This is a genomic window from Paracoccus sediminis, assembly GCF_900188295.1.
Lineage (GTDB): Bacteria > Pseudomonadota > Alphaproteobacteria > Rhodobacterales > Rhodobacteraceae > Paracoccus > Paracoccus sediminis.
Genome location: NZ_FZNM01000014.1, coordinates 38,878 through 64,325 on the forward strand (window position 1 = coordinate 38,878; position 25,448 = coordinate 64,325).

Sequence of the window (25,448 nt, forward strand, 5' to 3'; positions counted from 1 at the left end):
CGGGTGGCGGAACTTTATCAGACGCAGCGGGCGATGCGGAACATCCGCCTGGCCGCCCTGCAACGGGGCGTGATCGGCATTCTGGACATCGGCACCGCAAAGATCGCCTGTCTGGTGCTGCGCTTTGACGGAACCGGCACGTTCCGCGAAACCGACGGCGTGGGGCCGATGGCGGGGCAGGTGAATTTCCGGGTGATCGGCGCGGCCTCGACCCGGTCGCGCGGGATGCGCCGCGGCGAGATCGACACGATGGCCGAAACCGAACGCGCGATCCGCACGGTCGTCGCCGCCGCGCAAAAGGTCGCGGGCGTGAGGGTGGACCATGTCATCGCCTGCCTGTCGGGCGGGCGTCCGGCATCCTATGGGCTGGCGGGCGAGGTCGCCCTTGAAACGGGCCGCGTCCAGGATCACGACGTGGCCCGCGTCATGGCCGCCTGCGACGCGCCCGATTTCGGCCGGGGCCGAGAGGTGCTGCATGCCCAGCCGGTGAACTTTGCCGTCGACAACCGCAGCGGCCTGGGCGATCCGCGCGATCACGTCGGCAACCGGCTGGCCTGCGACATGCATGTGCTGACCGTCGATGGCGACGTGATCGGCAATCTGGTCCAATGCATCCGCCGCTGCGATCTGGAACTGGCGGGGGTGGCCTCTGCCTCCTACGCTTCGGCCCGTGCGGCACTGGTCGAGGACGAGCAGGAACTGGGCGCGGCCTGCATCGATATGGGCGGCGGCGGGACGGGTGTTTCTATTTTTGCAAAGAAACACATGATCTTCGGCGACAATGTTAAGATCGGCGGCCAGTTGATTACCCAGGACATCGCCCAAGGGCTGCGGGTGCCGCTGCCGGTGGCCGAACGGTTGAAGACCCTGAACGGCGGGGTCGAGGCGACGGGCCGGGACGACCGCGACATGATCGACCTGACCGGGGCAGGGTCGGGGACGGGGACCGGGGACGCGGCCGGCTGGGAGGGCGACCGCCGGTCGGTCAGCCGCGCCGACCTGATCGGCATCATGCGTCCGCGGGTCGAGGAAATCCTGGAAGGCGTGCGCGAGGTTCTTGATGCCGCGGGGTTCGATTCGATGCCCAGCCAGCAGATCGTGCTGACCGGCGGGGGCAGCCAGATTCCCGGCCTGGACGGCCTGGCCGCGCGCATCCTCGGACCCAGCATCCGCTGCGGTCGGCCGCTGCGGATCGACGGTCTGGCCCATCAGTTCACCGATCCCGGCTTTTCCAGCGCGGTGGGCCTGGCGTTGTTCGCGGCGCACCCGCAGGACGAATGGTGGGATTTCGAAATGCCCGCGGACAGCTATCCGACGCGCAGCCTGCGCCGCGCCTATCGCTGGTTCAAGAACAACTGGTAAGCCATTGACTATCCACAAGCTGAAAGGGACGGGCCACCACCACATGCAGCGGGCATTGGCAAGATACCGCCGAAAACACATTCAGATACCGCCAGATTTTGCGGATATTTCGTGTTTTTCGGGTGACGCAAAGCGGCCTGACCGCTAGGATTAACGACGATTTACGAGGGATTCGACGGGCGGCAGGTCATGACCCGGTCGACATAGCAAAAACAGGCGGAATCATGAACCTCAATCTGATGATGAACGACGAAGACGAACTCAAGCCCCGGATCACCGTGTTCGGCGTGGGCGGGGCGGGCGGCAACGCGGTCAACAACATGATCGAGAAAAAGCTCGACGGGGTCGATTTCGTGGTGGCCAACACCGACGCGCAGGCCCTGGCCGGGTCGCGTTCGACCAGCCGCATCCAGATGGGTCCGAAAGTGACCGAGGGTCTGGGCGCCGGCGCCAAGCCCGCCATCGGCGCCAAGGCGGCCGAGGAGACCATCGAGGACATCGTCGATCATCTGATGGGCGCGCACATGTGCTTTATCACCGCCGGGATGGGCGGCGGCACCGGCACCGGCGCCGCCCCGATTATCGCCCAGGCCGCGCGCGAGATGGGGATCCTGACCGTTGGCGTCGTCACCAAGCCCTTCCAGTTCGAGGGAACCAAGCGGATGCGCCAGGCCGAGGAGGGCGTCGAGGCCTTGCAAAAGGTCGTGGACACGCTGATTATCATCCCGAACCAGAACCTGTTCCGCCTGGCCAATGAAAAGACCACCTTCACCGACGCCTTCGCCATGGCCGACGACGTGCTGTACCAAGGCGTCAAGGGCGTGACTGACCTGATGGTCCGCCCCGGCCTCATCAATCTGGACTTCGCCGACGTCCGCGCCGTCATGGACGAGATGGGCAAGGCGATGATGGGCACCGGCGAGGCTTCGGGCGACAACCGCGCCCAGGAAGCCGCCGAACGCGCCATCGCCAATCCGCTTCTGGACGAAATCAGCCTGAACGGCGCGCGCGGTGTGCTCATCAACATCACCGGCGGCTATGACATGACGCTGTTCGAACTGGACGAGGCCGCGAACGTCATCCGCGACAAGGTGGACAGCGACGCCAACATCATCGTGGGTTCGACGCTGGATCCCAACATGGACGGATCGATCCGCGTGTCGGTCGTGGCGACCGGCATCGACGCCAGCGCCGCCCTGGCGGACGTCCCGGCCCCCCGCCGGTCCATGGCCGAGCCGCTGACCCAAAACCCGTCCGTGTCGCAAAAGGTCGAAACCGCGCCTCGGCAGGACGACCTGCCGCCGCGCCGCGTCGCTGCGCCGATGGCGACCGATGCCCGCCCCGCCGCGCCTGCCCCCGCCGCGCCTGCCCCCGCCGCGCCTGCCCATGCGGCACGCATTGAGGACGAGATGCCTGCCCCCGCCTATCAGCGGCGCGAACCCGCGCAGCCGATGATGCTGAATGTCAAGGAAGATGCGGGCTTCATCGCCCCCCGTCCGACCCAGGCAGGCGCGCCGCGCGGCCAGGCTTCGCCCGAAACCCTGGAACGCCTGCGCCGCGCGGTCGAGCACAAGGGCGAACGCCAGCAGTCTGCGTCGCAGCCGGCGGAACCCGTTCGCAACCAAAGCCGCATGGCCGGACTTGGCCGGATGCTGGAACGCATGGCGGGCCATTCCGACACGGCCGCGCCCAAGCCGCCCGCGTCCTCGATCTCGGAACGGGTGAACGAGCGCGTGGCCGTCCGCGCCCGTCAGCAGGAAACCGATTTCGATGATCTGGCCAGCCCGGATGCCGCCCAGGACAACACCGAAATCCCGGCCTTCCTGCGCCGTCAGGCGAACTGAGCCGATCACATCTGACAGACCGGGAAAAGGCCGCCTTGGGGCGGCCTTTTTTCCATGCTGCAACAGCCCGATGCGCCGTCGCGGGATCGGGGCGGCCATGATTGTTTCATACCGTTACAAATCGTTAATTGAAGGCCTGGCGCCGTGAGCCTAGGTCGGTCCTAACATCGACAGACGCCCGTGCGAGGCGTCGAGGCAAGACAGGTGGCCCATGCAGGCGACAGTGAAAAAGACGGTGACGTTCGCGGGCGTCGGGCTGCATTCCGGCGCCCCCGCCCGGCTGGAGATTCATTCCGCCCCCGCAGGCCATGGCATCGTGTTTCGCCGCGCCGACCTGAAGCCCGCCGTTGACATTCCGGCCCGGTGGGATCGCGTCACGCTGTCGAAACTGTGCACCCTGATGGACGACGGCAACGGCGTCACGCTGTCCACCGTGGAACATGTGATGGCCGCGCTTGCCGGCACGGGTATCCACAACGCATTGGTGACGGTCGATGGTCCCGAGGTTCCGATCCTGGACGGTTCGGCCGCCCCGTTCGTGCGCGCCATCCTGCGCGCGGGCATTGCGTTGCAGGCCGCGCCCCTGCGCGCCATCCGCGTGCTGCGCCCGGTCGAGGTCCGCGACGGCGCGGCGTTCGCCCGCCTGTCGCCCGCCGACCATCTGGAAATCGATTTCCAGATCGACTTTTCCGACGCCGCCATCGGGCATCAGGAAAAGCGTCTGGACATGGCCAACGGCGCGTTCCTGCGCGAGCTGGCCGACAGCCGGACCTTTTGCCGCCAGGCCGATGTGGACGCGATGCGCCGGAACGGTCTGGCCTTGGGCGGCACCTATCTGAACGCGGTCGTGGTGGACGGCGCGCGCGTCCTGTCGCCCGGCGGCCTGCGCCACCGGGACGAGGCCGTGCGCCACAAGATGCTGGACGCGATGGGTGATCTGGCCCTGGCCGGGGCGCCCCTGCTGGCGCGCTATACCGGGCACCGCGCGGGCCATGCGATGACCAACAGGCTGTTGCGCGCGCTTTTCGCCGATCCGGCGGCATGGACTTGGGAAACCTGTTCGTCCGCCTTGGAAGACCGCCTGCCCGGCGCAGGGGTCGCGTCTTACGATCTGGCTGCAACCGATTGGGTGGCCGCGTAAATTCACGCCCCTGTCCATGTGCGGCCGATGGCGGTGACGCGCGCGGAAATCAACGGATTGCCATTTTGCGCCCCCTGATGTTCTGTGCTAGACGGTCCGGGCAGCACAGCCCGGACCGGTTGGCTGCACGGACGAATTCGTAGGCAGGGTGAAGATGGCGCGCTCGAAATTCTGGGCTTCCACGATGGCGGCGGTTCTTGCGGGTCTGGTGCTGACGGGCTGCGGCGGGGGATCATTGGATTCCGACAAGCGCAACCTGGACCGATTCACGGCCGAGGAAATCTACAAGCGCGGCGAATTCGAACTGGAAAACAGCCGCAAGCCCGAAGACGCGGTGTTCTATTTTGCCGAGGTCGAGCGGCTGTATCCCTATTCCGAATGGGCCAAGCGCGCGCTAATCATGCAGGCCTATTCAAACCATCGAGGCCAAAATTACGAGGAAGCGCGCGCCGCCGCGCAGAGGTTTATCGACACCTATCCGGGTGACGAGGACGCCGCCTATGCCCAGTATCTGCTGGCCTTGTCCTATTACGACCAGATCGACGAGGTCGGGCGCGACCAGGGCCTGACCTTTCAGGCGCTGCAATCGCTGCGCACCGTCATCGAACAATATCCCGACAGCGAATATGCCCGCAGCTCGATCCTGAAATTCGACCTGGCCTTCGACCATCTGGCGGGCAAGGAAATGGAGATCGGGCGCTATTATCTGAAGCGCGGCCATCATGCCGCGGCGATCAGCCGGTTCCGCGTGGTGGTCGAGGAATTCCAGACCACCACCCAGACGCCCGAGGCGCTGCTGCGGCTGGTCGAGGCCTATCTGGCCCTGGGCCTGACGGACGAGGCGCAGACGGCTGGCGCGATCCTGGGCTATAACTTCCAGTCCTCGCCTTTTTACGCCGACGCCTACAGCCAGCTGCGCGGACGCGGACTGGCGCCCGAGGCGCGGGGCGACAACTGGCTGAATAATGTCTATCGCCAGATGATCCAGGGACGGTGGCTTTGAGTTAGGGTGCGAACCGCCCAACGAAGGATTGCCTATGCTGCGATCGCTGGACATTCGGAACATGCTGCTGATTGACCGGCTGGACCTGTCCTTCGGTCCCGGCCTGAACGTGCTGACCGGCGAAACCGGCGCGGGCAAGTCGATCCTGCTGGATTGCCTGGGCTTCGTGCTGGGCTGGCGGGGCCGGGCCGATCTGGTCCGCCAGGGCGCCCAGCAGGGCGAGGTGACGGCGGTGTTCGACCTGCCCGCCGCCCATCCGGCCCGCGCCGTGCTGGCCGATGCCGGGATCGAGCTTGAGGACGACGACCTGATCCTGCGCCGTGTGAATGGCGGCGACGGGCGCAAGACCGGCTTTGTCAACGACCGCCGGGTGTCGGGCGAGGTGCTGCGGCAGGTGTCGGACACGCTGGTCGAACTGCACGGCCAGCACGACGACCGGGGCCTGCTGAACCCGCGCGGGCATCGCGCGCTGCTGGATGCGTTCGGCGCCATCGACCTGGTTCCGGTGCGCGCCGCCTGGTCCGCCCGCCGCACCGTCCGCCGCGATCTGGACGAGGCCGAGGCCCGCCTGGCCGCCGCGCGCGCCGAGGAGGATTTCCTGCGCCACGCCGTCAAGGAACTGGATGACCTGTCCCCCGAGGCGGGCGAGGAAGCGACGCTGGACACCCGCCGCCGCGCCATGCAGGGCGCCATCCGCATCCGCGAGGATGTGGCCCGCGCGCTCAGGATGCTGGGCGCCGAGGGGGCCGAGGGCGCGATGCTGGACGCGACCCGCTGGCTGGAAGGCGCCGCCGACCGGGCCGAGGGGCGGCTGGACGAACCCATCGCTGCCCTGTCCCGCGCCCTGGTCGAACTGGGCGAGGCGCATGGCGGCGTCCAGGATGCGCTGTCGGCCCTTGACGTCGATCCAACCCGGCTCGAGGCGACCGAGGAACGGCTTTTCGCCCTGCGCGCCCTGGCCCGCAAGCACAACGTCCTGGCCGACGATCTGGCCGGGCTGGCCGACGACCTGCGCGACAGGCTGGGGCGGATCGACGCGGGCGAGGCGCAGATCGCCGCCCTGCGCAGGCAGGTGGACGACGCCGAAGCCCGCTATGATGCCGAGGCCGACGAGGTGACGCGCACGCGCATGGACGCCGCCGCCGCCCTTGATCGCGCCGTGACCGGCGAACTGGCGCCGTTGAAGATGGAACGGGCCGTATTCCAGACCATCGTGACGCGCGGCGAGCCGGGTCCCGACGGGCGCGACGATGTGGCCTTTACCGTCGCCACCAATCCCGGCGCGCCTGCGGGCGCCTTGGACAAGATCGCCTCGGGCGGGGAACTGTCGCGGTTCCTGCTGGCGCTGAAGGTCTGTCTTGCGCGCGGCAACGATGCGCTTGTGCTGATCTTCGACGAAATTGATCGGGGCGTCGGCGGCGCCACGGCGGATGCGGTGGGCCGCAGGCTCAAGCGGCTGTCGGACGATGCGCAGGTTCTGGTCGTCACGCACTCGCCGCAGGTGGCGGCGCTGGGCGCCAACCATTTCCGGGTGTCGAAGTCGGTGCATGACGATATGACGACCTCGACCGTGGCCGCGCTGTCGCCGCCCGAACGCGTGGACGAAATCGCCCGGATGCTGTCGGGCGACCGCATCACCCAGGCCGCGACCGGCGCCGCGCGCGCCCTTCTGGGGGGGTGAAACGGCCTTACGCCGGGATCACCTTGTCCAGCACCGCCCGCAGCCGCGCCACCGTGCCGTCCACGTCACCGAGCTTGTCCAGACCGAACAGGCCCAGCCGAAAGGTCGAAAAGGCGTCGCCTTCGTTCACGGCCAACGGCACGCCGGCAGCGATCTGCATTCCCTGGGCCGCGAACTTCCTGCCGGTCTTGATGTCGGGATCGTCGGTATAGCTGACGACGACCCCTGGCGCGGCGAAACCGGGCGCCGCGACCGACCGGACGCCGCGTTCGGCCAGCAGATCGCGCACCGCGTTGCCCAGGCGCCATTGCGCATCGCGCGCGGCGTCGAAACCCATCGCGCGCGTTTCCTCCATCGCGTCGCGCAGGCCCAGCAGGGCGTCGGTCGGCATGGTCGCATGATAGGCGTGGCCGCCGTCTTCATACGCCGCCATGATCGCGCGCCATTTCTTCAGGTCCAGGGCAAAGCTGTTGCTGTCCGTCGCGGCCAGCCGTTCGGCGGCGCGGTCCGACAGCATCACCAGCCCGGCGGCGGGCGAGGCCGACCATCCCTTTTGCGGGGCCGAGATCAGCACGTCCACGCCCGTCGCCGCCATGTCCACCCAGACCGCGCCCGAGGCGATGCACTCCAGCACCATCAGCGCGCCGACCCCATGCGCGGCATCCGACAGCGCCCGGATGTAATCGTCCGGCAGGATCAGCCCGGCCGAGGTTTCGACATGCGGCGCGAAGACCGCATCGGGCCGGACTTCATGGATCTTCGCCACCACCTCGTCGATGGGCGGGGGCGCATAGGCGGGCTGCGGTTCGTTGCCGGCCGGCCGGGCCATCGCCACGGTCGTCTCGCGCGCGAACCCCCCCATGTCGAAGATCTGGCTCCAGCGATAGCTGAACCAGCCGTTGCGCACGATCAGCGCGTGTCCGGTGCCGAACTGGCGGGCGACCGATTCCATCGCATAGGTGCCGCCGCCCGGCACGATCGCGACCTGCGATGCACCATAAACCTCGCGCAGCGTGGCCGACAGGTCGCGCATCACCTGCCCGAACCGCTGCGACATGTGGTTCAGCGACCGGTCGGTGAAGACGACCGAGAATTCCTCAAGCCCGTTCGGGTCGATGTGGGGGTGACGGTGGGGCATCGCAGTCTCCTGTCTGGTCGGCGCCAGCCTAACCGCCCCGGCGCCGCGCGGCCAGACCGCCAAAGGGCGCAATCGCCCGCGCCCCCTTGCAGGCCCCCCGTCCGGGCGACTACCTTCGTGCGGACAGCAACATCGCAGGTTTTTCATGCGCATCGGCATCCTTCAATGCGGCCAGGCGCCCGCCGAATTGAAGCAGGACATGGGCGATTATCCCGACATGTTTGTCCGGCTTCTGGACGGGCGCGGCTTCGATTTCCGCACCTTTCATGTCGAGTCGATGGAGTTTCCCGACAGCGTGCAGGATGCCGACGGCTGGCTGCTGACCGGATCGCGCCATGGCGCGTATGAGGATCACGGCTTCATTCCGGTCCTGGAACGCTTCATCCGCGATGCCTATGACGCGGCGGTGCCGATGGTCGGCGTCTGTTTCGGCCACCAGATCATCGCCCAGGCGCTGGGCGGCACGGTGGTCAAGCATCCGGGCGGTTGGTCCGTGGGCACGCAGGATTACGATTTCGACGGCGAAACGGTGCGGCTGAACGCATGGCACCAGGATCAGGTCGTGACGCTGCCCAAGGATGCGCAGGTGGCGGGTCGCAGCGATTTCTGCGAAAACGCCGCGCTGATCTATGGCGACCGGGCCTATAGCGTGCAGGCGCATCCGGAATTTTCCGACGGCTTTATCCAGGGATTGATGGACACGCGGGCGCCGGGCGTCGTGCCGCAGCCGCTGCTGGATCAGGCGGCCGCGCGGATGGGCGACGCGACAGGATCGGGCGCGGTGGCCGACCGGATCGAGGCCTTTTTCAAGCAGCCCCGCGCCATCAGCCGGGGTGTAGCCTAATGGAGAAGTCAAGCGACTGGATCGACAGGCTGCCCCAGGCGGCCCGCGACTTCGTGGCCGGCCGCCGGCTGGACGAGGTCGAATGCATCCTGGCCGACATCGCGGGCGTCGCGCGTGGCAAGGCCATGCCCGCGTCGAAATTTGCGCGCCAGGACAAGTTCTATCTGCCGAACTCGATCTTTCTGCAAACCATCACCGGGGAATGGGCGGACAATCCGGCGGGTGCGTTCACCGAACCCGACATGATCCTGACCCCGGATTTCAGCACCGCGACCGCCGCGCCCTGGACCGCCGACTGGACCTTGCAGGTCATCCACGACGCTTATGACCAAGGCGGCAATCCGGTCCCCGTCGCCCCTCGCAACGTGCTGAAACGGGTGGTCGATCTGTATCGCCAGAAAGGCTGGAAGCCGGTCGTGGCGCCCGAGATGGAATTCTTTCTGGTCGCGCGCAACATCGACCCGAACCAGCCGATCATCCCGCCGATGGGCCGCACCGGGCGGCGGGCCGCCGCCAAGCAGGCCTATTCCATGTCGGCGGTCGATGAATACGGCAAGGTCATCGACGACATCTACGATTTCGCCGAGGCCCAGGGGTTCGAGATCGACGGCATCCTGCAAGAAGGTGGCGCGGGACAGGTGGAAATCAACCTGAACCACGGCGATCCCGTGGCCTTGGCCGACGAGATTTTCTATTTCAAGCGCCTGATCCGCGAGGCCGCACTGCGCCACGACTGTTTCGCGACCTTCATGGCCAAGCCCATCGAGGGCGAGCCGGGCAGCGCCATGCACCTGCACCATTCGATCATCGACGTGGCGACGGGGCAGAACCTGTTTTCCGACGCCAAGGGGGCCGAGACGCCCCAGTTCCTGCATTTCATCGCCGGGATGCAGAAGCACCTGCCCGCCGCCGTGGCGCTGCTGGCGCCCTATGTGAACAGCTATCGCCGCTATGTCCCGGACTTCGCGGCGCCCATCAACCTGGAATGGGGCCGCGACAACCGCACGACCGGCCTGCGGGTGCCGATTTCCAGCCCCGATGCGCGGCGGGTCGAAAACCGGCTGGCGGGGATGGACTGCAACCCCTATCTGGGCATCGCGGCCAGCCTTGCCTGCGGCTACCTGGGCCTGGTCGAAGCGGAAAATCCTCGCGCGGAATGCCTGGGCGATGCCTATATGAGCGAGGACGAACTGCCCTACAATCTGGGCGACGCGCTGGACATCATGGCCGACAGCGCCCCCATGCGCGGCGTGCTGGGCGAGGATTTCACCGCCGTCTATGAATCGGTCAAGCGCAACGAGTACAAGGAGTTCTTGCAGGTCATCAGCCCCTGGGAACGCGAACACCTGCTGCTGAACGTATGACGCTTCTGTATGCCAACGACCAGCGCGGGGAATATCCGCCCAGCGTCTATGCCGACACCTGCACCACCCTGGATCCCTTTCCGCCGCTGAAAGGGGAAACGCGCGCCGACGTGGCGGTGGTGGGGGCGGGCTATACCGGCCTGTCCGCCGCGCTGCATCTGGCGCGGGCGGGGCGGGACGTGGTGCTGGTCGATGCGCAGCGGGTGGGGTTCGGCGCGTCGGGACGCAACGGCGGGCAGATCGGATCGGGCCAGCGGCAAGAGGTGGACTGGCTGGAACGCCAGTATGGCCGCGGCACCGCCCGCCGCCTGTGGGATCTGGCCGAGGATGCCAAGGCCCTGGTCCGCGCCCTTGCCGCCGAATCCGGGGTGCCGATCCGCGACGGTGTGGCCCATGCGGCGCGCAGTTCCGCCGAGGTCCGGCACAGCGCAACGATGGCCGCGCATCTGGCGGCGCATTACGATTACGACAAGGTGCAGCCCCTGGACCGCGCGGCCATGGCCGGCCTTCTGGGCAGCGACGCCTATGCGGGCGGCGACGTGGACCGGGGGGCGGGGCATGTGCAGCCGCTGGCCCTGGCGATCGGCATGGCGCGGCTGGCAATACTGGCGGGGGTGCGCATTCACGAGGGCACGCATGTCCACCGGATCGAACACGGCACAGCCACCGGCAAGACCTGCGTGCTGTGCGATACCGGCAGGATCGTCTGCGATCATGCGATCCTGGCCGGGAACGGCTATCAGGGTCGGCTGGATGCGCGCGTCGCGGCGCGGGTCATGCCGATCAACAACTATATCGTCGCGACCGAACCGCTGGGGGACCGCTTTCCCGAAATCCTTCCGCAGCGCACGGCGGCAGCGGATACCAAGTTCGTGGTGAACTATTGGCGCCTGGACGACGACCGCCGCCTGATCTTCGGCGGGGGCGAAACCGTCAGCTATCGGTTCCCACGGGACATTGCGGCCCTGGTGCGCCCGCACCTGCTGTCGGTCTATCCGCAACTGCGCGACGTGGCGATCACCCATGCCTGGGGGGGCACGCTGGCGATCACCATGAACCGGATGCCGCATTTCGCCCGGCCCGCACCGAACTGCCTGTCGGCGGGCGGCTATTCCGGGCACGGGGTGGCGATGGCGGCGATTGCGGGCAGGCTGATGGCCGACGCGGTGGCGGGGCAGTCCGACGGCTTCGACGCGATGGCGGCGATCCCCAAGCGGCCCTTTCCGGGCGGCTCGATGCTGCGCGGTCCGCTGCTGGTCGCGGGGATGGCGTGGTACGGGCTGCGCGACCGGCTGGGGATCTAGCGCGCGGCGGCCGCCCGCTGGCGTTGGAAGGCGGAATCGCGGTCGGTCACGCCCAGCAGCCCGGACATGAGACGGATCATCGTCTCCTCATGGGCATTGCGCCGTTCGTCGGCATAGGCGATGTCCCACAGCGCGCGGATAATGGCGACCCGGTCTTCCAGCAGGACACGATCCTTTATCAGGCGTGTAAAGCGGACCGTGTCGGGCGCCTCGGCCTCGATCATCTCGGCCACGGAACGGCGTTCGGACGCCTCGGCGGGATCCAGGTCGTGCAGCCGGGCCAGAACCTGGTCGATCCGCCGCCGTTCCGCCGCACTGTAATGATCGTCCGCGCGCGCAAGGCGGACCAGCAGGGCGGCGATCGCAATTTCCGCATCCTCTGTTGCCAAAGGCGTCAGAGCGGGTTCTTCCGTGAACAAGCGGTTCAGAAGATTGCGGAACATGGTGGCCATACTAGCCCTTTGCGGAGGTCATTCAAGAACCAAGCAAATGCTTATACTTTTATTAAGACGGACCGGCCGATTCCAGCCAGACTGCCCCGGATCCTAATATACCTGCGGCACGTACAGATCGCGCGGCAGAACGTCGCGTTCGTAGTCGGGGTTGAAGACGCGTTCCGGCAACGACACCTCCTCGTGATCCACCTCGGCATAGGGGATCTGGCTCAGCAGGTGGCTCATGCAGTTCAGGCGGGCACGCTTCTTGTCGTTCGCGGGCACGACGTACCAGGGCGCTTCGGGGATGTTGGTGCGTTCCAGCATGTCTTCCTTGGCCTTGGTATAGGCTTCCCAACGGATGCGGGATTCCAGGTCCATGGGCGACAGCTTCCATTGCTTCAGCGGATCGTGGATCCGCATCAGGAACCGCATCTGCTGTTCCTCGTCGGTGATCGAGAACCAGTATTTCACCAGCCGGATGCCCGACCGGACCAGCATCCGTTCGAATTCGGGAACGTCCTGAAAGAACTGTTCCACCTGATCCTCGGTCGCGAAACCCATCACCCGTTCGACGCCCGCCCGGTTGTACCAGCTGCGGTCGAACAGCACGATCTCGCCCCCGGCGGGCAGATGCGGGACGTATCGCTGGAAATACCACTGGGTCTTTTCGCGGTCGGACGGCGCGGGCAGGGCCACGGTGCGCACCACGCGCGGGTTCAGACGCTGGGTGATGCGCTTGATCGCGCCGCCCTTTCCGGCGGAATCACGGCCTTCGAAGATGACAACGACCTTTTCCTTGTGGTGGCCGACCCAGTCCTGCAACTTGATAAGCTCGGTCTGCAACCGCAGCAATTCGCGGAAATACAGCGTGCGGTTCATCTGTTCGGGCCGCTGGTCACGATAGATGCGGCGGATTTCCTCGGACAGGACCGCGTCTTCCAGCTCCATCTCGTAGTCTTCGTCCAGGGTTTCCTGAAGTTCGGCTTCCAGCCAGTCCTTGGGTGCGTCGGTCATGGGATTCTCCGGGAGTGCGGCGGTCGGTATAGGGCCGCAATGTAACGACTTTGCCGTGGCCCGGCGTTCCGGGCCATCAGCGTCCGAAACGCGCCGCGCAGGCGGGGGTCACGGCCAGAACGAAACGGCCGCGCGTCCCGTCCACGGTCCCGCACCACTGGCCGGTGACGGTGAACAGGCTGCGGGTGCCGCGCGCAGGGCGATAGGCGACGCGGCGGCCGGTCACGTCGAACAGGTTCAGCACGCCGCCGGGATTGGGCGCGTAATAGCCCAGCACGCCCCCGTCGGCGGTGATGATAAGGCGTTGTTCGTTGGCGGGGTTCGATGGCCGATTCGGCCAGGCCGTGCCGGCGTTGGCGGTGTTGCCCGACGAATTCCACGCGGCATTGGGCGAATTGGCGGGACTGGCGGGATTGTTCGCCGGATGCCCCGGCCCCAGGTCAAAAGGCAGCCGCGTCTGGTCCAGGACAATCAGCGGCGCGTCGGCTGCCGCAGCGGTCGCCAGGCAGCACGCCAGCCCGGCAAGGACGGACATGCGCATCGTCAGGATCCGGCGGACGGATTGCCGTCGGCGTCGCCGGACGGGCCGTCACGGAAGGGATCGCGCCCTTCGGCCCGGTCGCGTTGCAGCGCGGCGCGGCCCAGCATCATCAGCGTGACGGGCGTGGTCAGCACGATGCAGAAGCCGATGACGAATTCATGGACCACCGGCCGCCCGTCGATAAAGCTGAACATCAGGGCGGATGCGATGATGATTCCGCCCGTCCCCCAGCTTGTCGCCAGCGTCGGCGCGTGCAGCCGGTCATAGAATGTGGCCAGCCGCGCCAGGCCAAGCGCACCGATCAGCGTCAGGGTCGATCCCAGGACGACCAGGATCGCGACGGGAATGGCCACGGCCAGGGGAATCGCCTGAAGGGGGGTCATTCGATCACCTCGCCCCGGAACAGGAACTTGGCCAGGGCGACGGTCGAGACGAACCCCATGATCGCGATCACGGTCGCCGCCTCGAAGAAAAAGGCCGTGCCAAGCTGCATGCCCGTGACCAGCAGGAACAGCATGATCGCCACATACAGCGCGTCAAGCGCCAGCACCCGGTCCTGGGCGCGCGGCCCGCGCAGCATCCGCGTCCCCGCAAGGCATCCGGCCAGCGCCAGGACGATCTGCGCATAACCCAGGGCGATCGTCAGGATCGTCTCGCTCATTCGAAGATCTCCATCAGCATCGGTTCATAGGTCTTGCCGATCACGTCGTGATAATGATCGACCTCGGAGGCGTCGAAGACGTGCAGCGTCAGAACCCCCGTAGCGGTTTCGTATTCCAGCCAGGCCGTGCCGGGGGTGGCGGTCAGGATGATCGCCAGCAGCGCCAAGGCGTTCTCGTCCCGGATGCTCAGGGGGATCCGGGCCAGGGCGGACCTGCGCCCGTTCCGCCCCTCGGTCAGCAGCAGGCGCGCGATGGCGATGTTGGACCGCATGATGTCCCAGAACAGCGTGGCGACCAGACGCGGCAAGACCCGCCACCGCCTGACGCGGGGCTTGGCGGGATGCAGCGCCGAATAGGCCTGGCCCGCGACCAGCGACAGGGCCGTGCCCAGAAGCAGATAGCCCAGCGAAAAGCGGGTCAGCATCAGCCACAGCACAATCAGCGACAGCGACAGGAAGGGATAGGGAACAAGTCGGGTCATGGATCGTCACCCTGGTCGTCGGGGGCGCGGTCGGCGGCGCGCGGCGTGGCAAAGACGCCAAAGGCATAGGCGGCGGTGTCGTGCAGCGCCTGGGCGGTGCCCGCGGTGTAACGCAGCATCGCCTCGGCCTTGACGGTGGTCATGGCCAGCACGGCCAGCAGCGCGATGACCGGCGCGATTTCCAGCGCCAGCACGCGCGGCAGGACAAGATCGCCGGACCAGAAGGTCTGGATGCCGATCCGGGCCATGCCAATCAGCGTCGCGAATCCCGACAGGATCAGCAGCGCGATGAACGACCAGGCCAGCCCGGCGGGCAGGGCGGTCTGTGCCATCAGCGCCTGGACCATCGCGATCTTGCCGATGAAGCCCGGCAGCGGCGGCAGCCCTGCCAGCATCAGCACGCACAGCGCGAAACAGATGCCCAGCACGGTCATCGTGGCCGGGATCGCAAGGCCCGCGTCCGGCACCTCGTCCAGGTCGGCACCGTCCAGGCCATAGGCATCGGCGGTCAGCGCCAGCATCGCGGCGATGCCACCGTCCTCGCGGCTCATCGGCTCGATCAGCAGGAACAGCGCGCTTGTGGCAAGCGTCGAGGCGACCAGGTAATACAGCGCCCCCGCCAGCATTCCCGGCCCCCCGCCCGCCAGCGCAAAGCCGGTGATGCCCAGCACCGTTCCCGACGAGATCAGCACCGAATGCGCGGCCATCCGCCCCAGTCCCTGGGACGACAGTACGCCCAGCAGCCCGAACAGCACCGTGGCCATCCCCAGGATGATGAGGATGCCGGCCCCGAACCCGGCCGAGGCGCCGCCGGTGTCCCCGAACAGCAGCATCGACAGCCGCACGATCGCATAGATGCCGACCTTGGTCATGATCGCGAACATCGCGCCCACAGGGGCCGCGGCGGCCATATAGGCGGTGGGCAGCCAGAAGGACAGCGGCCAGCTGCCGGCCTTGACCAGGAACGCCACCGCCAGCACGGCCACGGCGGCGTGCAGCAGAGGCCGGTTTTCGCCCGGCATGGCCGCGATCAGGTTGGCCAGATGCGCCATGTTCAGCGTGCCGGTCACGCCATAGATCAGGCTGACCCCGATCAGGAACAGCAGCGACGCCGCCAGGTTGATGGCGATATAGTGCATTCCCGCGCGCACCCGCAGCTGGCCCGACCCGTGCAGCAGCAGGCCATAGGACGCGGCCAGCAGGATTTCGAAGAACACGAACAGGTTGAACAGATCGCCGGTCAGGAACGCGCCGTTCAGACCCATCAGCAGGAATTGGAACAGCGAATAGTAATGCGGACCCTGCCGGTTCCAGCCCGCATGGGCATAGACCAGCGACGGAATCGCCAGCAGCCCGGTCAGCACCAGCATCATCGCGGCCAGTCGGTCCAGCACCAGCACGATGCCGTAAGGCGCGGCCCAGTCGCCCAGCAGGTAAAAGCTGATGCCTTCCCAGTCGCTGACGTCGCCGCCGGTCTTGGCGCGGATCACCAGCTGCACGGCGATCAGCAACTGCGCCGCGGCCGAAACGATGCTCAGCCAGAATTTCGCTGCGCGCCGCCGGTCATCATACAGCAGCATCAGGGCGCCCGTGACGAAGGGGATCAGGATCGGGGCGATTATCAGGTGTTCACCGATCACTGGCTGCGTTCCTTTCCGTCGACGTGGTCGGTGCCGGTCAGGCCGCGCGACGCGATCATGACGACCAGGAACAGCGCCGTGGTGGCAAAGCTGATGACGATGGCGGTCAGCACCAGGGCCTGCGGCAAGGGGTCGGCATACAGCGTCGGATCGACAAAGCCGCCCTTGGGCATGATCGGGGGCGCGCCCGGCGTCAGCCGCCCCATCGCAAAGATGAACAGGTTGACCGCATAGGACAGAAGGCACAGCCCGACGATGACCTGAAAGCTGCGCGGACGCAGCACCAGCCAGATGCCGGATGCCGACAGGATGCCGATGGCGGCAGACAGGATGATTTCCATCAGGCTGGCTCCTCGGTCCGGGCGGCGGCGATGCCGTCCATTTCCCGGCGGCGGCTGGCGCGCAGCGACTGGTGCGCGATGGCGACCAGCATCAGCACGACGGCACCCATGACCGTGGCAAAGACGCCCACGTCAAACAGCATCGCGGTGGCCGCCGGAACCTCTCCGACCAGGGGGATGCGGACATAGCGGGCATAGGCCGTGAGAAAAGGATAGCCGAACAGCCACGCCCCCATCCCGGTCGCCGCCGCGATCAGCAGGCCGATCCCCATCCAGCGGATCGGCAGCACGGTGATGCGCGATTCGACCCAGCGGACGTTCGTGGCAAGATACTGGACCAGAAAGGCAATCGCCAGGGTCACGCCCGCCGCAAATCCACCGCCCGGAAGATCGTGGCCGCGAAAGAAGAAATAGCCCGAAACCACGATCAGCAGCGGGAACATCCACACCATGATGACCGACGGCACATACAGGTAATCGTCCAGCGTGGGCGAGTTGTCCTGGGTCTGCTGATAGGGCGCCTCGATGCTTTCGGGGGCGGGGCGGAACCGGCGCAGCAGGGCAAAGATGGTCAGACCGACGATGGCCAGAACGGCGATTTCGCCAAAGGTGTCGAAGGCGCGGAAATCGACCAGGATCACGTTCACGACATTGGTGCCGCCGCCTTCGTAATAGGCGTTGCCCAGAAACCAGTCGCCGACATTGCTGATAAGCGGCCGGGTCATCACCGCAAACGCCATGGCGGCGATGCCAAGCCCCCCTGCCGTGGCGATGACCAGATCGCGGCCGCGCCGGATCTTGGCGGGCAGCAGCTTGTCCTCGGCGATCTCGGACCGGCGCTTGGGCAGCCAGCGCAGGCCCAGCAGCAGCAGGACCGTGGTCGCCACCTCGACCAGCAGTTGCGTCAGCGCCAGATCGGGGGACGAGAACCATGCAAAGGTCAGGCAGGTCACGACCCCCGCCCCGCCCAGCAGGATCAGCGCGGCAAAGCGGTGATACTTGGCCTGCCACGCCGCGCCGATGGCGCAGGCGCCGCCCACCAGCCACAGCAGGGCGAATGCGGGATTGGGCGCATGCAGGCGCAGATCCTCGGCCATGGTCAGCCCGCCCCACAGCGACGCGACGGCGACGGCGATGGCCGTCAGCACCAGCAGGCGCAGTTGCGGCTGCAACGCCTCGGTGGAAAACACGCTCAGCGTCAGGCGGGGCAGCCGCCATGTCAGCCGGAACAGCAGCCAGTCATAGATGCGCTGCCCGCGCAGCCGATGGATCAGGAACGGGCCTTCGGGACCGTGCGGAATGGCCCGTGCGCTGGCCACATAGATCAGCGTGCCCACCGCCATCGCCACCAGGCTGAGCATCAGGGGCGCGTTGATCCCGTGCCAGACGGCGATCTTGTAATAGGGCATGTCGGCCCCCGCCACCGACCGGGCGGCGGTGTTGACGATCGGTCCCAGCGTCAGCGCCGGGACGATGCCGACCACCAGGCAGATCAGCACCAGAAGTTCGACCGGGCGGCGCATCCAGGCGGGCGGTTCGTGCGGCGGTTTCGGCAGGTCCGTGGCCTGCGGTCCGAAAAACACCGTCGCGATGAAGCGCAGCGAATAGGCGACCGACAGGGTGCTGCCGATCACGGCGAAATAGGGCAGGTGGTCGTCCAGCCAGGTGCCGTTGTGCCAGTCCACCGATTCCGCCAGGAACATTTCCTTGGACAGGAAACCGTTCAGCAGTGGCACCCCGGCCATGGCGGCCGCCGCGACGATGGCCAGCGTCGCGGTGAAGGGCATCGGGCGGAACAGCCCGGACAGGCGCCGCATGTCGCGGGTGCCGGTTTCGTGGTCGATGATGCCCGCCGCCATGAACAGCGACGCCTTGAAGACCGCGTGGTTGCAGATGTGAAAGATCGCGGCCAGGATCGCCACCGGCCCGCCGACCCCCGCCAGCGTGGCGATAAGGCCCAGGTGGCTGATCGTCGAATAGGCCAGCAGCCCTTTCAGGTCGTGGCGGTACAGCGCGATGGCCGCGCCCAGGATCAGCGTCGTCACGCCGGTTCCGGTGACGACAAAGAACCATGTCTCGGTCCCGCCCAGAACGGACGAGAACCGCACCAGCAGAAAGACGCCCGCCTTGACCATGGTGGCCGAATGCAGGAATGCCGACACCGGCGTCGGCGCGGCCATGGCGCCGGGCAGCCAGAAATGGAACGGGAACTGCGCCGATTTCGTAAAGGCGCCGATCAGGAACAGCGCCAGCATCGCCCCGTACCAAGGGTGCGCGCGCACCGCATCCCCCGACCGCAGGATCATCCCCAGGTCGTAACTGCCCGCCGCCTGGCCCAGCATCAGCATCGCCAGCAGCAGGCACAGCCCGCCAAGCGCGGTGACGATCAGCGCCGTCCGCGCCCCGTCCCGCGCCGCCGCCCCCTGATGCCAGAATCCGATCAGCAGGAACGACATGAACGAGGTCAGTTCCCAGAACACGACCATCACCAGCACGTTGCCGGAAATCAGAATGCCCTGCATCGCGCCGGTGAACGCCATCAGCAGCGCATAGAAACGCGGCAGGGAATCGCTGTCGCCCATGTAATAGCGGGCATAGACCACGACCAGCACGCCGATCGACAGCACCAGGGCCGCGAAAAGCCAGGCGAACCCGTCCAGGCGCAGCGCCATGTTCATGCCAAGCGACGGCACCCAGTCCAGGCTGGCCCGCAGCACGTTGCCCGACTGGATTTCCGGCAGAAAGCCCGCCAGGACGGCCAGTCCTCCGACCAGCGACAGGACCGACAGCCAGGTCGATGCGCCGCGCGCCGATTGCGGCAGCGTCAGCAGGATCAGCGAAGTCGCGAAGGGCAGGCAGGCCAGTAACAGGAACAGGTTGTGTTCGGCCATGCTTGCCTTGCCTTTGTCCTGGAACATACGTCACGGTCCCGGCGCAATCGCGTGCCGTCCGGTTCCGGGGCGATGCCTTGGAACAAGGGACGCTTGGCGTTCGGGGATGAAAACCGAATGCCTTCCGCGCCGTTCAAGATCAAGCCCGGATCGCCGCTTTCTTCGGAACGCGTTCAACTTTTCCGTTATCCGCGGCGAAATGCCGGCCGGGCGGCGGGCAGGACCGTGGCGGGTCCGTCAGACCTCGACCTCGATCCGTCCCATGGGGTGCGAACAGCAGGCGAGGATCCAGCCCTCGGCGATGTCGTCGTCGCTGATGCCGCCGTTGTGGACCATGTGCACCTCGCCCGACAGCTTCCGGATCCGGCAGGTGCCGCACAGCCCGAAGGTGCAGCCGGACGGGATGTTCAGCCCCGACCGTTTTGCCACGGCCAGCACCGTGTCGGTTTCCGCGCAGGGCGCGGTGACGCCGCTGCCGGCAAAGACGATCTGGGCCTTGGCGCCTTCCTCGGGGGCCACGTCGTCGATGACGGGGGCGTCGGCCTCGGTCCTGATGGGGGCGCCGAAGCTTTCCTGATGGTAATGGTCCATGTCATAGCCCAGCGACACCAGCATCTCGCGCACGGACTGCATGAAGGGTTCCGGCCCGCAGCAGAACACCTCGCGCTCCAGATAATCGGGGGCCATCAGGCCCAGCATGATCTGGTTCAGGCGGCCCAGATAGCCGGTCCAGGCAGTGAAGGGGTCGTTTTCCTCGACCGTGAAGCGCAGTTGCAGGCCGGGCACGCGGTCGGCGAACTGTTCCAGCCGACGCCGGAAGATGATGTCGGACGGGGCGCGGGCGGCGTGGACGAACACGATGTCGGGCATCTCGCCCGAATCCCAGGCCCAGGTGGTCATCGACATCATCGGCGTGACCCCGGACCCGGCCGAGATGAACAGGTGCTTTTTCGCCGGATGGCGGAGGCTGGAAAAGATCCCCGACGGACCATAGGCCTTGATCCGCATTCCCGGTTTCAGATGATCCAGCATCCAGCGGGTTGCCAGCGACGTGCGCTGCGCCTTGACCGTGACGGAAATCGACAAGGGCCGCGACGGGCTGGAACTGATCGTGTAGGTCCGCTGGACGTTGCCCGCGGGCAGCGGCAGGTCCAGCGTGATGAACTGTCCCGGCTGATAATCGAACCATCCGCCCGACGGCGCGCGAAAGGTGAAGGTGGCGGCGTCCGCCGTTTCCGGCACCACCATCGCGCATTCCAGCAACTCGTCGTCGGACCACGGCTCGGCGGCCCAGTTCAGGCGTGGTTTCCTCATGGGGCCGGTTACTCCGCCGCGACCGCGTTGGGCGACAGGCGCCGGGACATCAGCCCGCAATACCAGTCGATCAGGTGGATGACGCCCGCTTCCTGCGTGGGCGAATAGGGACCGGGCTGATAGGCAGGCGACAGGATGCCGCGCTGGTTCTCCTCGACCACCCGGCGATCCTCGTCGTTGGTGTTCAGCCAGACCTCGGTCAGGGCCGTCAGGTCGTAATCCTTGCCCTCGACCGCGTCCTTGTGGACCAGCCACTTGGTCGTGACCTCGGTTTCCGTGGGGCTGAGGGGCAGGATGCGGAAGACGATGGCATGGTCGGGCAGGAAGTGGTTCCAAGACGACGGGAAATGATAGAACATCAGGCTGCCCGCGTCGTTCCACGGGATCGTCCCCATCCGCTGCGCGACGGCGGCCTTGCCCGACATGGTGAAGCTTTCCTGGTTGTCCATCAGCGGCACGCGGGCCATGCGCCATTGCATGTCGGGCGCGTTGGTGAACCGCGACGGTAGGTTCGCGGCATCGCAGCGCGCCCAGTGGTCCAGGATTTCGGGGCTGGCGGAATTCGGGCCTTCCATCACCGTCATCAGCGGATCGTCCGAATAGGTCCGGCACAGCGAAGGGTGGCTGCCGCCGCAGTGATAGCATTCGCGGTTGTTTTCCATCACCAGCTTCCAGTTGCCCTTTTCGACGATGGTCGAAGAAAAGGCGACCTTGCTGTCGGCGATACCCGAGGGCAGGACAAAGCGCGTCAGGTTCGCGGCCAGTTCGTTGATCGCGGGCGGGATCTGGGCCAGGCAGATAAAGACCATGCCGCCCAGATCGATGCAATGGACCGGCTTCAGGCCGTATTTGCTGGCGTCGAATCCTTCGCCCATGTCGCGGGCATACAGCAGCTTGCCATCCAGGTCATAGGTCCACTGATGATAGGGGCAGACCAGTTTCGGGTTCGATCCGTTCGTCTTGGCGCACAGCCGCTGGCCGCGATGGCGGCACACATTGTGAAAGGCGCGCACCCGGTTGTCGCCGCCGCGCACCACGATCACCGGATAGGCGCCCACGTTCAGCGTGACGAAGTTGCCGGTCTTGGGGATTTCGCAGGACGGCAGCGCGAACAACCATTCGCGATACCAGATCTGGTCCAGGTCGTCCTGGAACGCCTGTTCGCCGCAATACAACTCGCGGGGCAGGGAAAAGCCGGGGATGCGTTCGGCGATCAGGCTGGCGGTCGAGGGGGTGTTCATGTCTGGACCCATAAAGGTGCTGGCTGCTATGGGGTGCAAATTAGCCGTATTATGGCCGCCGCGTGGCAAAATTGCGACCTCGCAGGGCGTGTTTCAGACATCGATCATGTTAGCTTGCTTGACGATCGGGGCGCGCGGAAAGTTTTCCACAGGGAAATATCCAAACACTCTGGAACCTGACATGTCTTCCAGATATTGATTGATGGAAGATGTTTCGAACCAGATGATGTGTCCTGACCACTTGTGGTTGTTCTGCAACATGTGTGACGGCGTCTTGCCCGGTCAGAACCGCAGCGTTTGCCTACCTGGGCAGCGCGCGGCAGTCTGATCGGAAATCACGGGCCATCACGGCCGAGGCAAATCACGACACCGGGCGGCGGGTTCGGCAACAGGTTCGCAAGGCTTGGCCTGCGGCCGCAGGCCCCGCCTTTCCAAGACCGACAGGAGCAGAGGGCATGCCCATCATCGTTTATTCCAAACCCGCCTGCGTTCAGTGCACCGCAACGACTCGTGCCCTGGATGCGCGCGGCCTGTCCTATGATATCATCGACCTGACCGAGGATTCGCAGGCGATGGAACGGGTGATGGCCCTGGGCTATCGACAGGCGCCGGTGGTCATCGCCGGGGAATCGCACTGGGCGGGGTTCCGGCCCGACATGATCGGCCAGTTGGCCTGACGGCCGTGGCGGGTCTGGCCTATTACTCCTCGGCTTCGGGCAACACGGCGCGCTTTGTCGCGCGCCTTGGCCTGCCGGCGCTGCGGATCCCGATCGCGCCGGCCCATCCGATGCCTGCCATCGATGCGCCCTTCGTGCTGATCTGCCCGACCTATGCGGACGGAGAGGGGCGCGGCGCCGTGCCCAAGGCGGTCATCCGGTTCCTGAACGATCCCCGCCGCCGCGCCCTGCTGCGGGGCGTGATCGGCGCGGGCAACCGCAATTTCGGCGCGACCTATGCCCTGGCGGCGCGCGTCATCGCCGACAAATGCACCGTTCCGATCCTGTGGCGATTCGAGCTGGCGGGAACGGACACCGATATTCAAAAGGTCCGCGCGGGCCTGCAACATTTCCGGGGGTTGGAATGCTTGACGGTTTGAAGCCGGAACTGGATTATCACGCGCTGAACGCGATGCTGAACCTGTATGACGCGGACGGCCGCATCCGGTTCGACGCCGACCGCTTGGCCGCGCGGCAGTATTTTCTGCAACATGTGAACCAGAACACGGTGTTCTTCCACAATCTGGACGAAAAGCTGCGCTATCTGGTGGACGAGGGCTATTACGAGCCCGAGGTGCTGGACCAGTATTCCAGGAACTTCCAGCGGGCCATCTGGGACGCCGCATATGCGCGCAAGTTCCGGTTCCCGACCTTTCTGGGCGCCTTCAAGTACTATACCAGCTACACGCTGAAGACCCGCGACGGGCAGCGGTATCTGGAACGGTACGAGGACCGGGTGGTCATGGTCGCCCTGACGCTGGCGCGGGGCGACGAGGCGCTGGCCATGCGCTTCATGGAGGAGATGCTGTCGGGCCGGTTCCAGCCCGCCACGCCGACCTTTTTGAACGCGGGCAAGCAGTCGCGGGGCGAACTGATTTCCTGCTTTCTGCTGCGGATCGAGGACAACATGGAGTCCATCGGCCGGTCGATCAATTCCGCCCTGCAACTGTCGAAACGCGGCGGCGGCGTGGCGTTGATGCTGACCAACCTGCGCGAGGCGGGCGCCCCCATCAAGGGGATCGAGAACCAGTCGTCGGGCGTGATCCCGGTGATGAAGCTCTTGGAGGATTCGTTCAGCTATGCCAATCAGCTGGGCGCGCGGCAGGGGGCGGGGGCGGTTTACCTCAACGCGCATCACCCCGACATCATGCGCTTCCTGGACACCAAGCGGGAAAACGCGGACGAGAAGATCCGCATCAAGACGCTGTCGCTGGGCGTGGTGATCCCCGACATCACGTTTGAGTTGGCCAAGAAGAACGCCGACATGTATCTGTTTTCGCCCCACGACGTGCAAAAGGTCTATGGGGTGCCGTTCTCGGAAATCTCGGTCAGCGAAAAATACGCCGAGATGGTGGACGACAAGCGCATCAAGAAGCGCAAGATCAACGCCCGCGAGTTCTTTCAGACCATCGCCGAGATTCAGTTCGAAAGCGGCTATCCCTATATCATGTTCGAGGACACGGTGAACCGCGCCAATCCGGTGCACGGCCGCATCACCATGTCGAACCTGTGCAGCGAAATCCTGCAAGTGAACGAGGCGTCCGAGTTCAATGAGGATCTGAGCTATTCCCACTTGGGCACGGATATTTCATGCAATCTTGGGTCGCTGAATATCGCGGCGACCATGGACGGCCCGGATTTCGGCGCCACGGTCGAGGCCGCGATCCGCGCCCTGACCGCCGTGTCGGAAATGTCGGCCATCGACGCGGTGCCGTCGATCCGGCGCGGCAACGACGAGGCGCACGCCGTGGGCTTGGGCCAGATGAACCTGCATGGTTTCCTGGCACGTGAGCGGATTCATTACGGATCGCCAGAGGGGGTCGAGTTCACCTCGGTCTATTTCGCGGCCGTAGCGTTTCATGCGATCCGCGCCTCGAACCTGCTGGCGCAGGAGCACGGCCAAACCTTCAAGGATTTCGAGAAATCGAAGTACGCCGACGGCACCTTTTTCGACAAATACATCGACCGGGACTGGCTGCCCACGCTGCCCGATGTCGCGCGGGTGTTCGATGGCGTGACCCTGCCCACGCGCGACGATTGGGCGCGGCTCAAGGCTGACGTGATGGAACACGGGCTGTACAACCGCAACCTGCAAGCCGTGCCGCCGACCGGGTCGATCAGCTATATAAACAATTCGACCAGTTCGATCCATCCGATCGTGTCCAAGATCGAGATCCGCAAGGAAGGCAAGATCGGCCGCGTTTATTACCCCGCCGCCTTCATGTCGAACGAGAACCTGGAATACTATCGCGACGCCTATGAGATCGGTCCCGATGCGATCATCGACACCTATGCCGCCGCGACCGCGCATGTGGACCAGGGCCTGTCGCTGACGCTGTTCTTCCCGTCCGAGGCGACGACCCGTGACATCAACCGCGCGCAGATTCGCGCGTGGAAGAAGGGCATCAAGACGATCTATTACATCCGCCTGCGCCAGACCGCGCTGGAGGGGACCGAGGTCCAGGGCTGCGTGTCCTGCACGTTGTGAG

General features: G+C 66.0%; 23 protein-coding genes. 11 read left to right on the forward strand and 12 right to left on the reverse strand.

Features of this window, described 5'->3' with window-relative positions; genetic code table 11:
* Nucleotides 1-3: 3 nt before the first annotated feature.
* The 5 genes from ftsA (at nucleotide 4) to recN (ending at nucleotide 7,031) form a co-directional block, all read left to right on the forward strand.
* Entirely contained in the window at nucleotides 4-1,362 is a 1,359-nt protein-coding gene (gene ftsA / locus CHB77_RS15290; RefSeq protein ID WP_089389044.1) for a cell division protein FtsA, read from the forward strand.
* A 224-nt stretch (nucleotides 1,363-1,586) separates the two neighbouring features.
* Nucleotides 1,587-3,206, forward strand: coding sequence for a cell division protein FtsZ (gene ftsZ, locus CHB77_RS15295; RefSeq protein ID WP_089389045.1), 1,620 nt, complete (start codon nucleotides 1,587-1,589; stop codon nucleotides 3,204-3,206).
* Nucleotides 3,207-3,417: 211 nt separating this feature from the next.
* Complete coding sequence (gene lpxC / locus CHB77_RS15300) at nucleotides 3,418-4,347, forward strand: UDP-3-O-acyl-N-acetylglucosamine deacetylase (protein ID WP_089389046.1); 930 nt, start codon at nucleotides 3,418-3,420, stop codon at nucleotides 4,345-4,347.
* Nucleotides 4,348-4,501: 154 nt separating this feature from the next.
* On the forward strand, nucleotides 4,502-5,350 hold the full coding sequence (locus CHB77_RS15305) for an outer membrane protein assembly factor BamD (protein ID WP_089389047.1): 849 nt from the start codon (nucleotides 4,502-4,504) through the stop codon (nucleotides 5,348-5,350).
* 34 nt (nucleotides 5,351-5,384) lie between these two features.
* Nucleotides 5,385-7,031, forward strand: coding sequence for a DNA repair protein RecN (gene recN, locus CHB77_RS15310; RefSeq protein ID WP_089389048.1), 1,647 nt, complete (start codon nucleotides 5,385-5,387; stop codon nucleotides 7,029-7,031).
* Between the two features lie 7 nt (nucleotides 7,032-7,038).
* Here recN and CHB77_RS15315 read toward each other — a convergent pair whose 3' ends face one another.
* Nucleotides 7,039-8,169 (reverse strand): aminotransferase class V-fold PLP-dependent enzyme, encoded by a 1,131-nt coding sequence (locus tag CHB77_RS15315; RefSeq protein WP_089389049.1) that lies wholly within the window; start codon nucleotides 8,167-8,169, stop codon nucleotides 7,039-7,041.
* A 145-nt stretch (nucleotides 8,170-8,314) separates the two neighbouring features.
* Here CHB77_RS15315 and CHB77_RS15320 point away from each other — a divergent pair, with 145 nt between their 5' ends.
* Genes CHB77_RS15320 through CHB77_RS15330 form a run of 3 tightly spaced genes read left to right on the forward strand, consistent with a single transcriptional unit; the run spans nucleotide 8,315 to nucleotide 11,681 of the window.
* Nucleotides 8,315-9,013: a type 1 glutamine amidotransferase gene (locus CHB77_RS15320; protein WP_089389050.1), complete on the forward strand. Its 699-nt coding sequence runs from the start codon at nucleotides 8,315-8,317 to the stop codon at nucleotides 9,011-9,013.
* Nucleotides 9,013-10,377 carry a glutamine synthetase family protein gene (locus CHB77_RS15325; RefSeq protein WP_089389051.1) on the forward strand — a complete coding sequence of 455 codons (1,365 nt, stop codon included), beginning with the start codon at nucleotides 9,013-9,015 and terminating at the stop codon, nucleotides 10,375-10,377. Before CHB77_RS15320 ends, CHB77_RS15325 begins: the two co-directional genes overlap by 1 nt.
* Complete coding sequence (locus CHB77_RS15330; RefSeq protein WP_089389052.1) at nucleotides 10,374-11,681, forward strand: NAD(P)/FAD-dependent oxidoreductase; 1,308 nt, start codon at nucleotides 10,374-10,376, stop codon at nucleotides 11,679-11,681. Before CHB77_RS15325 ends, CHB77_RS15330 begins: the two co-directional genes overlap by 4 nt.
* Here the strand turns inward: CHB77_RS15330 and CHB77_RS15335 are convergent.
* The 11 genes from CHB77_RS15335 to CHB77_RS15385 form a co-directional block, all read right to left on the reverse strand.
* Entirely contained in the window at nucleotides 11,678-12,133 is a 456-nt protein-coding gene (locus CHB77_RS15335) for a tellurite resistance TerB family protein (RefSeq protein ID WP_341273565.1), read from the reverse strand. The two genes, CHB77_RS15330 and CHB77_RS15335, sit on opposite strands and share 4 nt — an antisense overlap.
* A 93-nt stretch (nucleotides 12,134-12,226) precedes the next feature.
* Entirely contained in the window at nucleotides 12,227-13,132 is a 906-nt protein-coding gene (gene ppk2 / locus CHB77_RS15340) for a polyphosphate kinase 2 (RefSeq protein WP_089389053.1), read from the reverse strand.
* A gap of 76 nt (nucleotides 13,133-13,208) precedes the next feature.
* Complete coding sequence (locus CHB77_RS15345; RefSeq protein ID WP_089389054.1) at nucleotides 13,209-13,673, reverse strand: hypothetical protein; 465 nt, start codon at nucleotides 13,671-13,673, stop codon at nucleotides 13,209-13,211.
* A 2-nt stretch (nucleotides 13,674-13,675) separates the two neighbouring features.
* The gene (mnhG, locus tag CHB77_RS15350) at nucleotides 13,676-14,056 is read right to left on the reverse strand and encodes a monovalent cation/H(+) antiporter subunit G (RefSeq protein WP_089389055.1); all 381 of its coding nucleotides are present in this window, start codon (nucleotides 14,054-14,056) and stop codon (nucleotides 13,676-13,678) included.
* The gene (locus CHB77_RS15355; protein WP_089389056.1) at nucleotides 14,053-14,334 is read right to left on the reverse strand and encodes a K+/H+ antiporter subunit F; all 282 of its coding nucleotides are present in this window, start codon (nucleotides 14,332-14,334) and stop codon (nucleotides 14,053-14,055) included. The genes mnhG and CHB77_RS15355 overlap by 4 nt, the downstream gene beginning before the upstream one ends.
* Nucleotides 14,331-14,816 carry a Na+/H+ antiporter subunit E gene (locus CHB77_RS15360; protein ID WP_089389057.1) on the reverse strand — a complete coding sequence of 162 codons (486 nt, stop codon included), beginning with the start codon at nucleotides 14,814-14,816 and terminating at the stop codon, nucleotides 14,331-14,333. The genes CHB77_RS15355 and CHB77_RS15360 overlap by 4 nt, the downstream gene beginning before the upstream one ends.
* Nucleotides 14,813-16,456, reverse strand: coding sequence for a monovalent cation/H+ antiporter subunit D (locus CHB77_RS15365; RefSeq protein ID WP_089389058.1), 1,644 nt, complete (start codon nucleotides 16,454-16,456; stop codon nucleotides 14,813-14,815). Before CHB77_RS15365 ends, CHB77_RS15360 begins: the two co-directional genes overlap by 4 nt.
* Nucleotides 16,453-16,797 (reverse strand): Na+/H+ antiporter subunit C, encoded by a 345-nt coding sequence (locus CHB77_RS15370; protein ID WP_089389059.1) that lies wholly within the window; start codon nucleotides 16,795-16,797, stop codon nucleotides 16,453-16,455. The genes CHB77_RS15365 and CHB77_RS15370 overlap by 4 nt, the downstream gene beginning before the upstream one ends.
* Nucleotides 16,797-19,688, reverse strand: coding sequence for a monovalent cation/H+ antiporter subunit A (locus tag CHB77_RS15375; RefSeq protein ID WP_089389090.1), 2,892 nt, complete (start codon nucleotides 19,686-19,688; stop codon nucleotides 16,797-16,799). Before CHB77_RS15375 ends, CHB77_RS15370 begins: the two co-directional genes overlap by 1 nt.
* Before the next feature lie 237 nt (nucleotides 19,689-19,925).
* On the reverse strand, nucleotides 19,926-21,002 hold the full coding sequence (locus CHB77_RS15380) for an FAD-binding oxidoreductase (RefSeq protein WP_089389060.1): 1,077 nt from the start codon (nucleotides 21,000-21,002) through the stop codon (nucleotides 19,926-19,928).
* A gap of 8 nt (nucleotides 21,003-21,010) precedes the next feature.
* Complete coding sequence (locus CHB77_RS15385; RefSeq protein WP_089389061.1) at nucleotides 21,011-22,243, reverse strand: aromatic ring-hydroxylating oxygenase subunit alpha; 1,233 nt, start codon at nucleotides 22,241-22,243, stop codon at nucleotides 21,011-21,013.
* 455 nt (nucleotides 22,244-22,698) lie between these two features.
* Between CHB77_RS15385 and nrdH the strand changes: the two genes are divergently transcribed.
* The 3 genes from nrdH to nrdE are packed head-to-tail and all read left to right on the forward strand — an operon-like array spanning nucleotide 22,699 to nucleotide 25,447.
* Nucleotides 22,699-22,920: a glutaredoxin-like protein NrdH gene (gene nrdH, locus CHB77_RS15390; RefSeq protein WP_089389062.1), complete on the forward strand. Its 222-nt coding sequence runs from the start codon at nucleotides 22,699-22,701 to the stop codon at nucleotides 22,918-22,920.
* 5 nt (nucleotides 22,921-22,925) lie between these two features.
* The gene (gene nrdI / locus CHB77_RS15395; protein ID WP_089389091.1) at nucleotides 22,926-23,339 is read left to right on the forward strand and encodes a class Ib ribonucleoside-diphosphate reductase assembly flavoprotein NrdI; all 414 of its coding nucleotides are present in this window, start codon (nucleotides 22,926-22,928) and stop codon (nucleotides 23,337-23,339) included.
* The gene (gene nrdE / locus CHB77_RS15400) at nucleotides 23,324-25,447 is read left to right on the forward strand and encodes a class 1b ribonucleoside-diphosphate reductase subunit alpha (RefSeq protein ID WP_089389063.1); all 2,124 of its coding nucleotides are present in this window, start codon (nucleotides 23,324-23,326) and stop codon (nucleotides 25,445-25,447) included. Before nrdI ends, nrdE begins: the two co-directional genes overlap by 16 nt.
* Nucleotide 25,448: the final 1 nt, after the last annotated feature.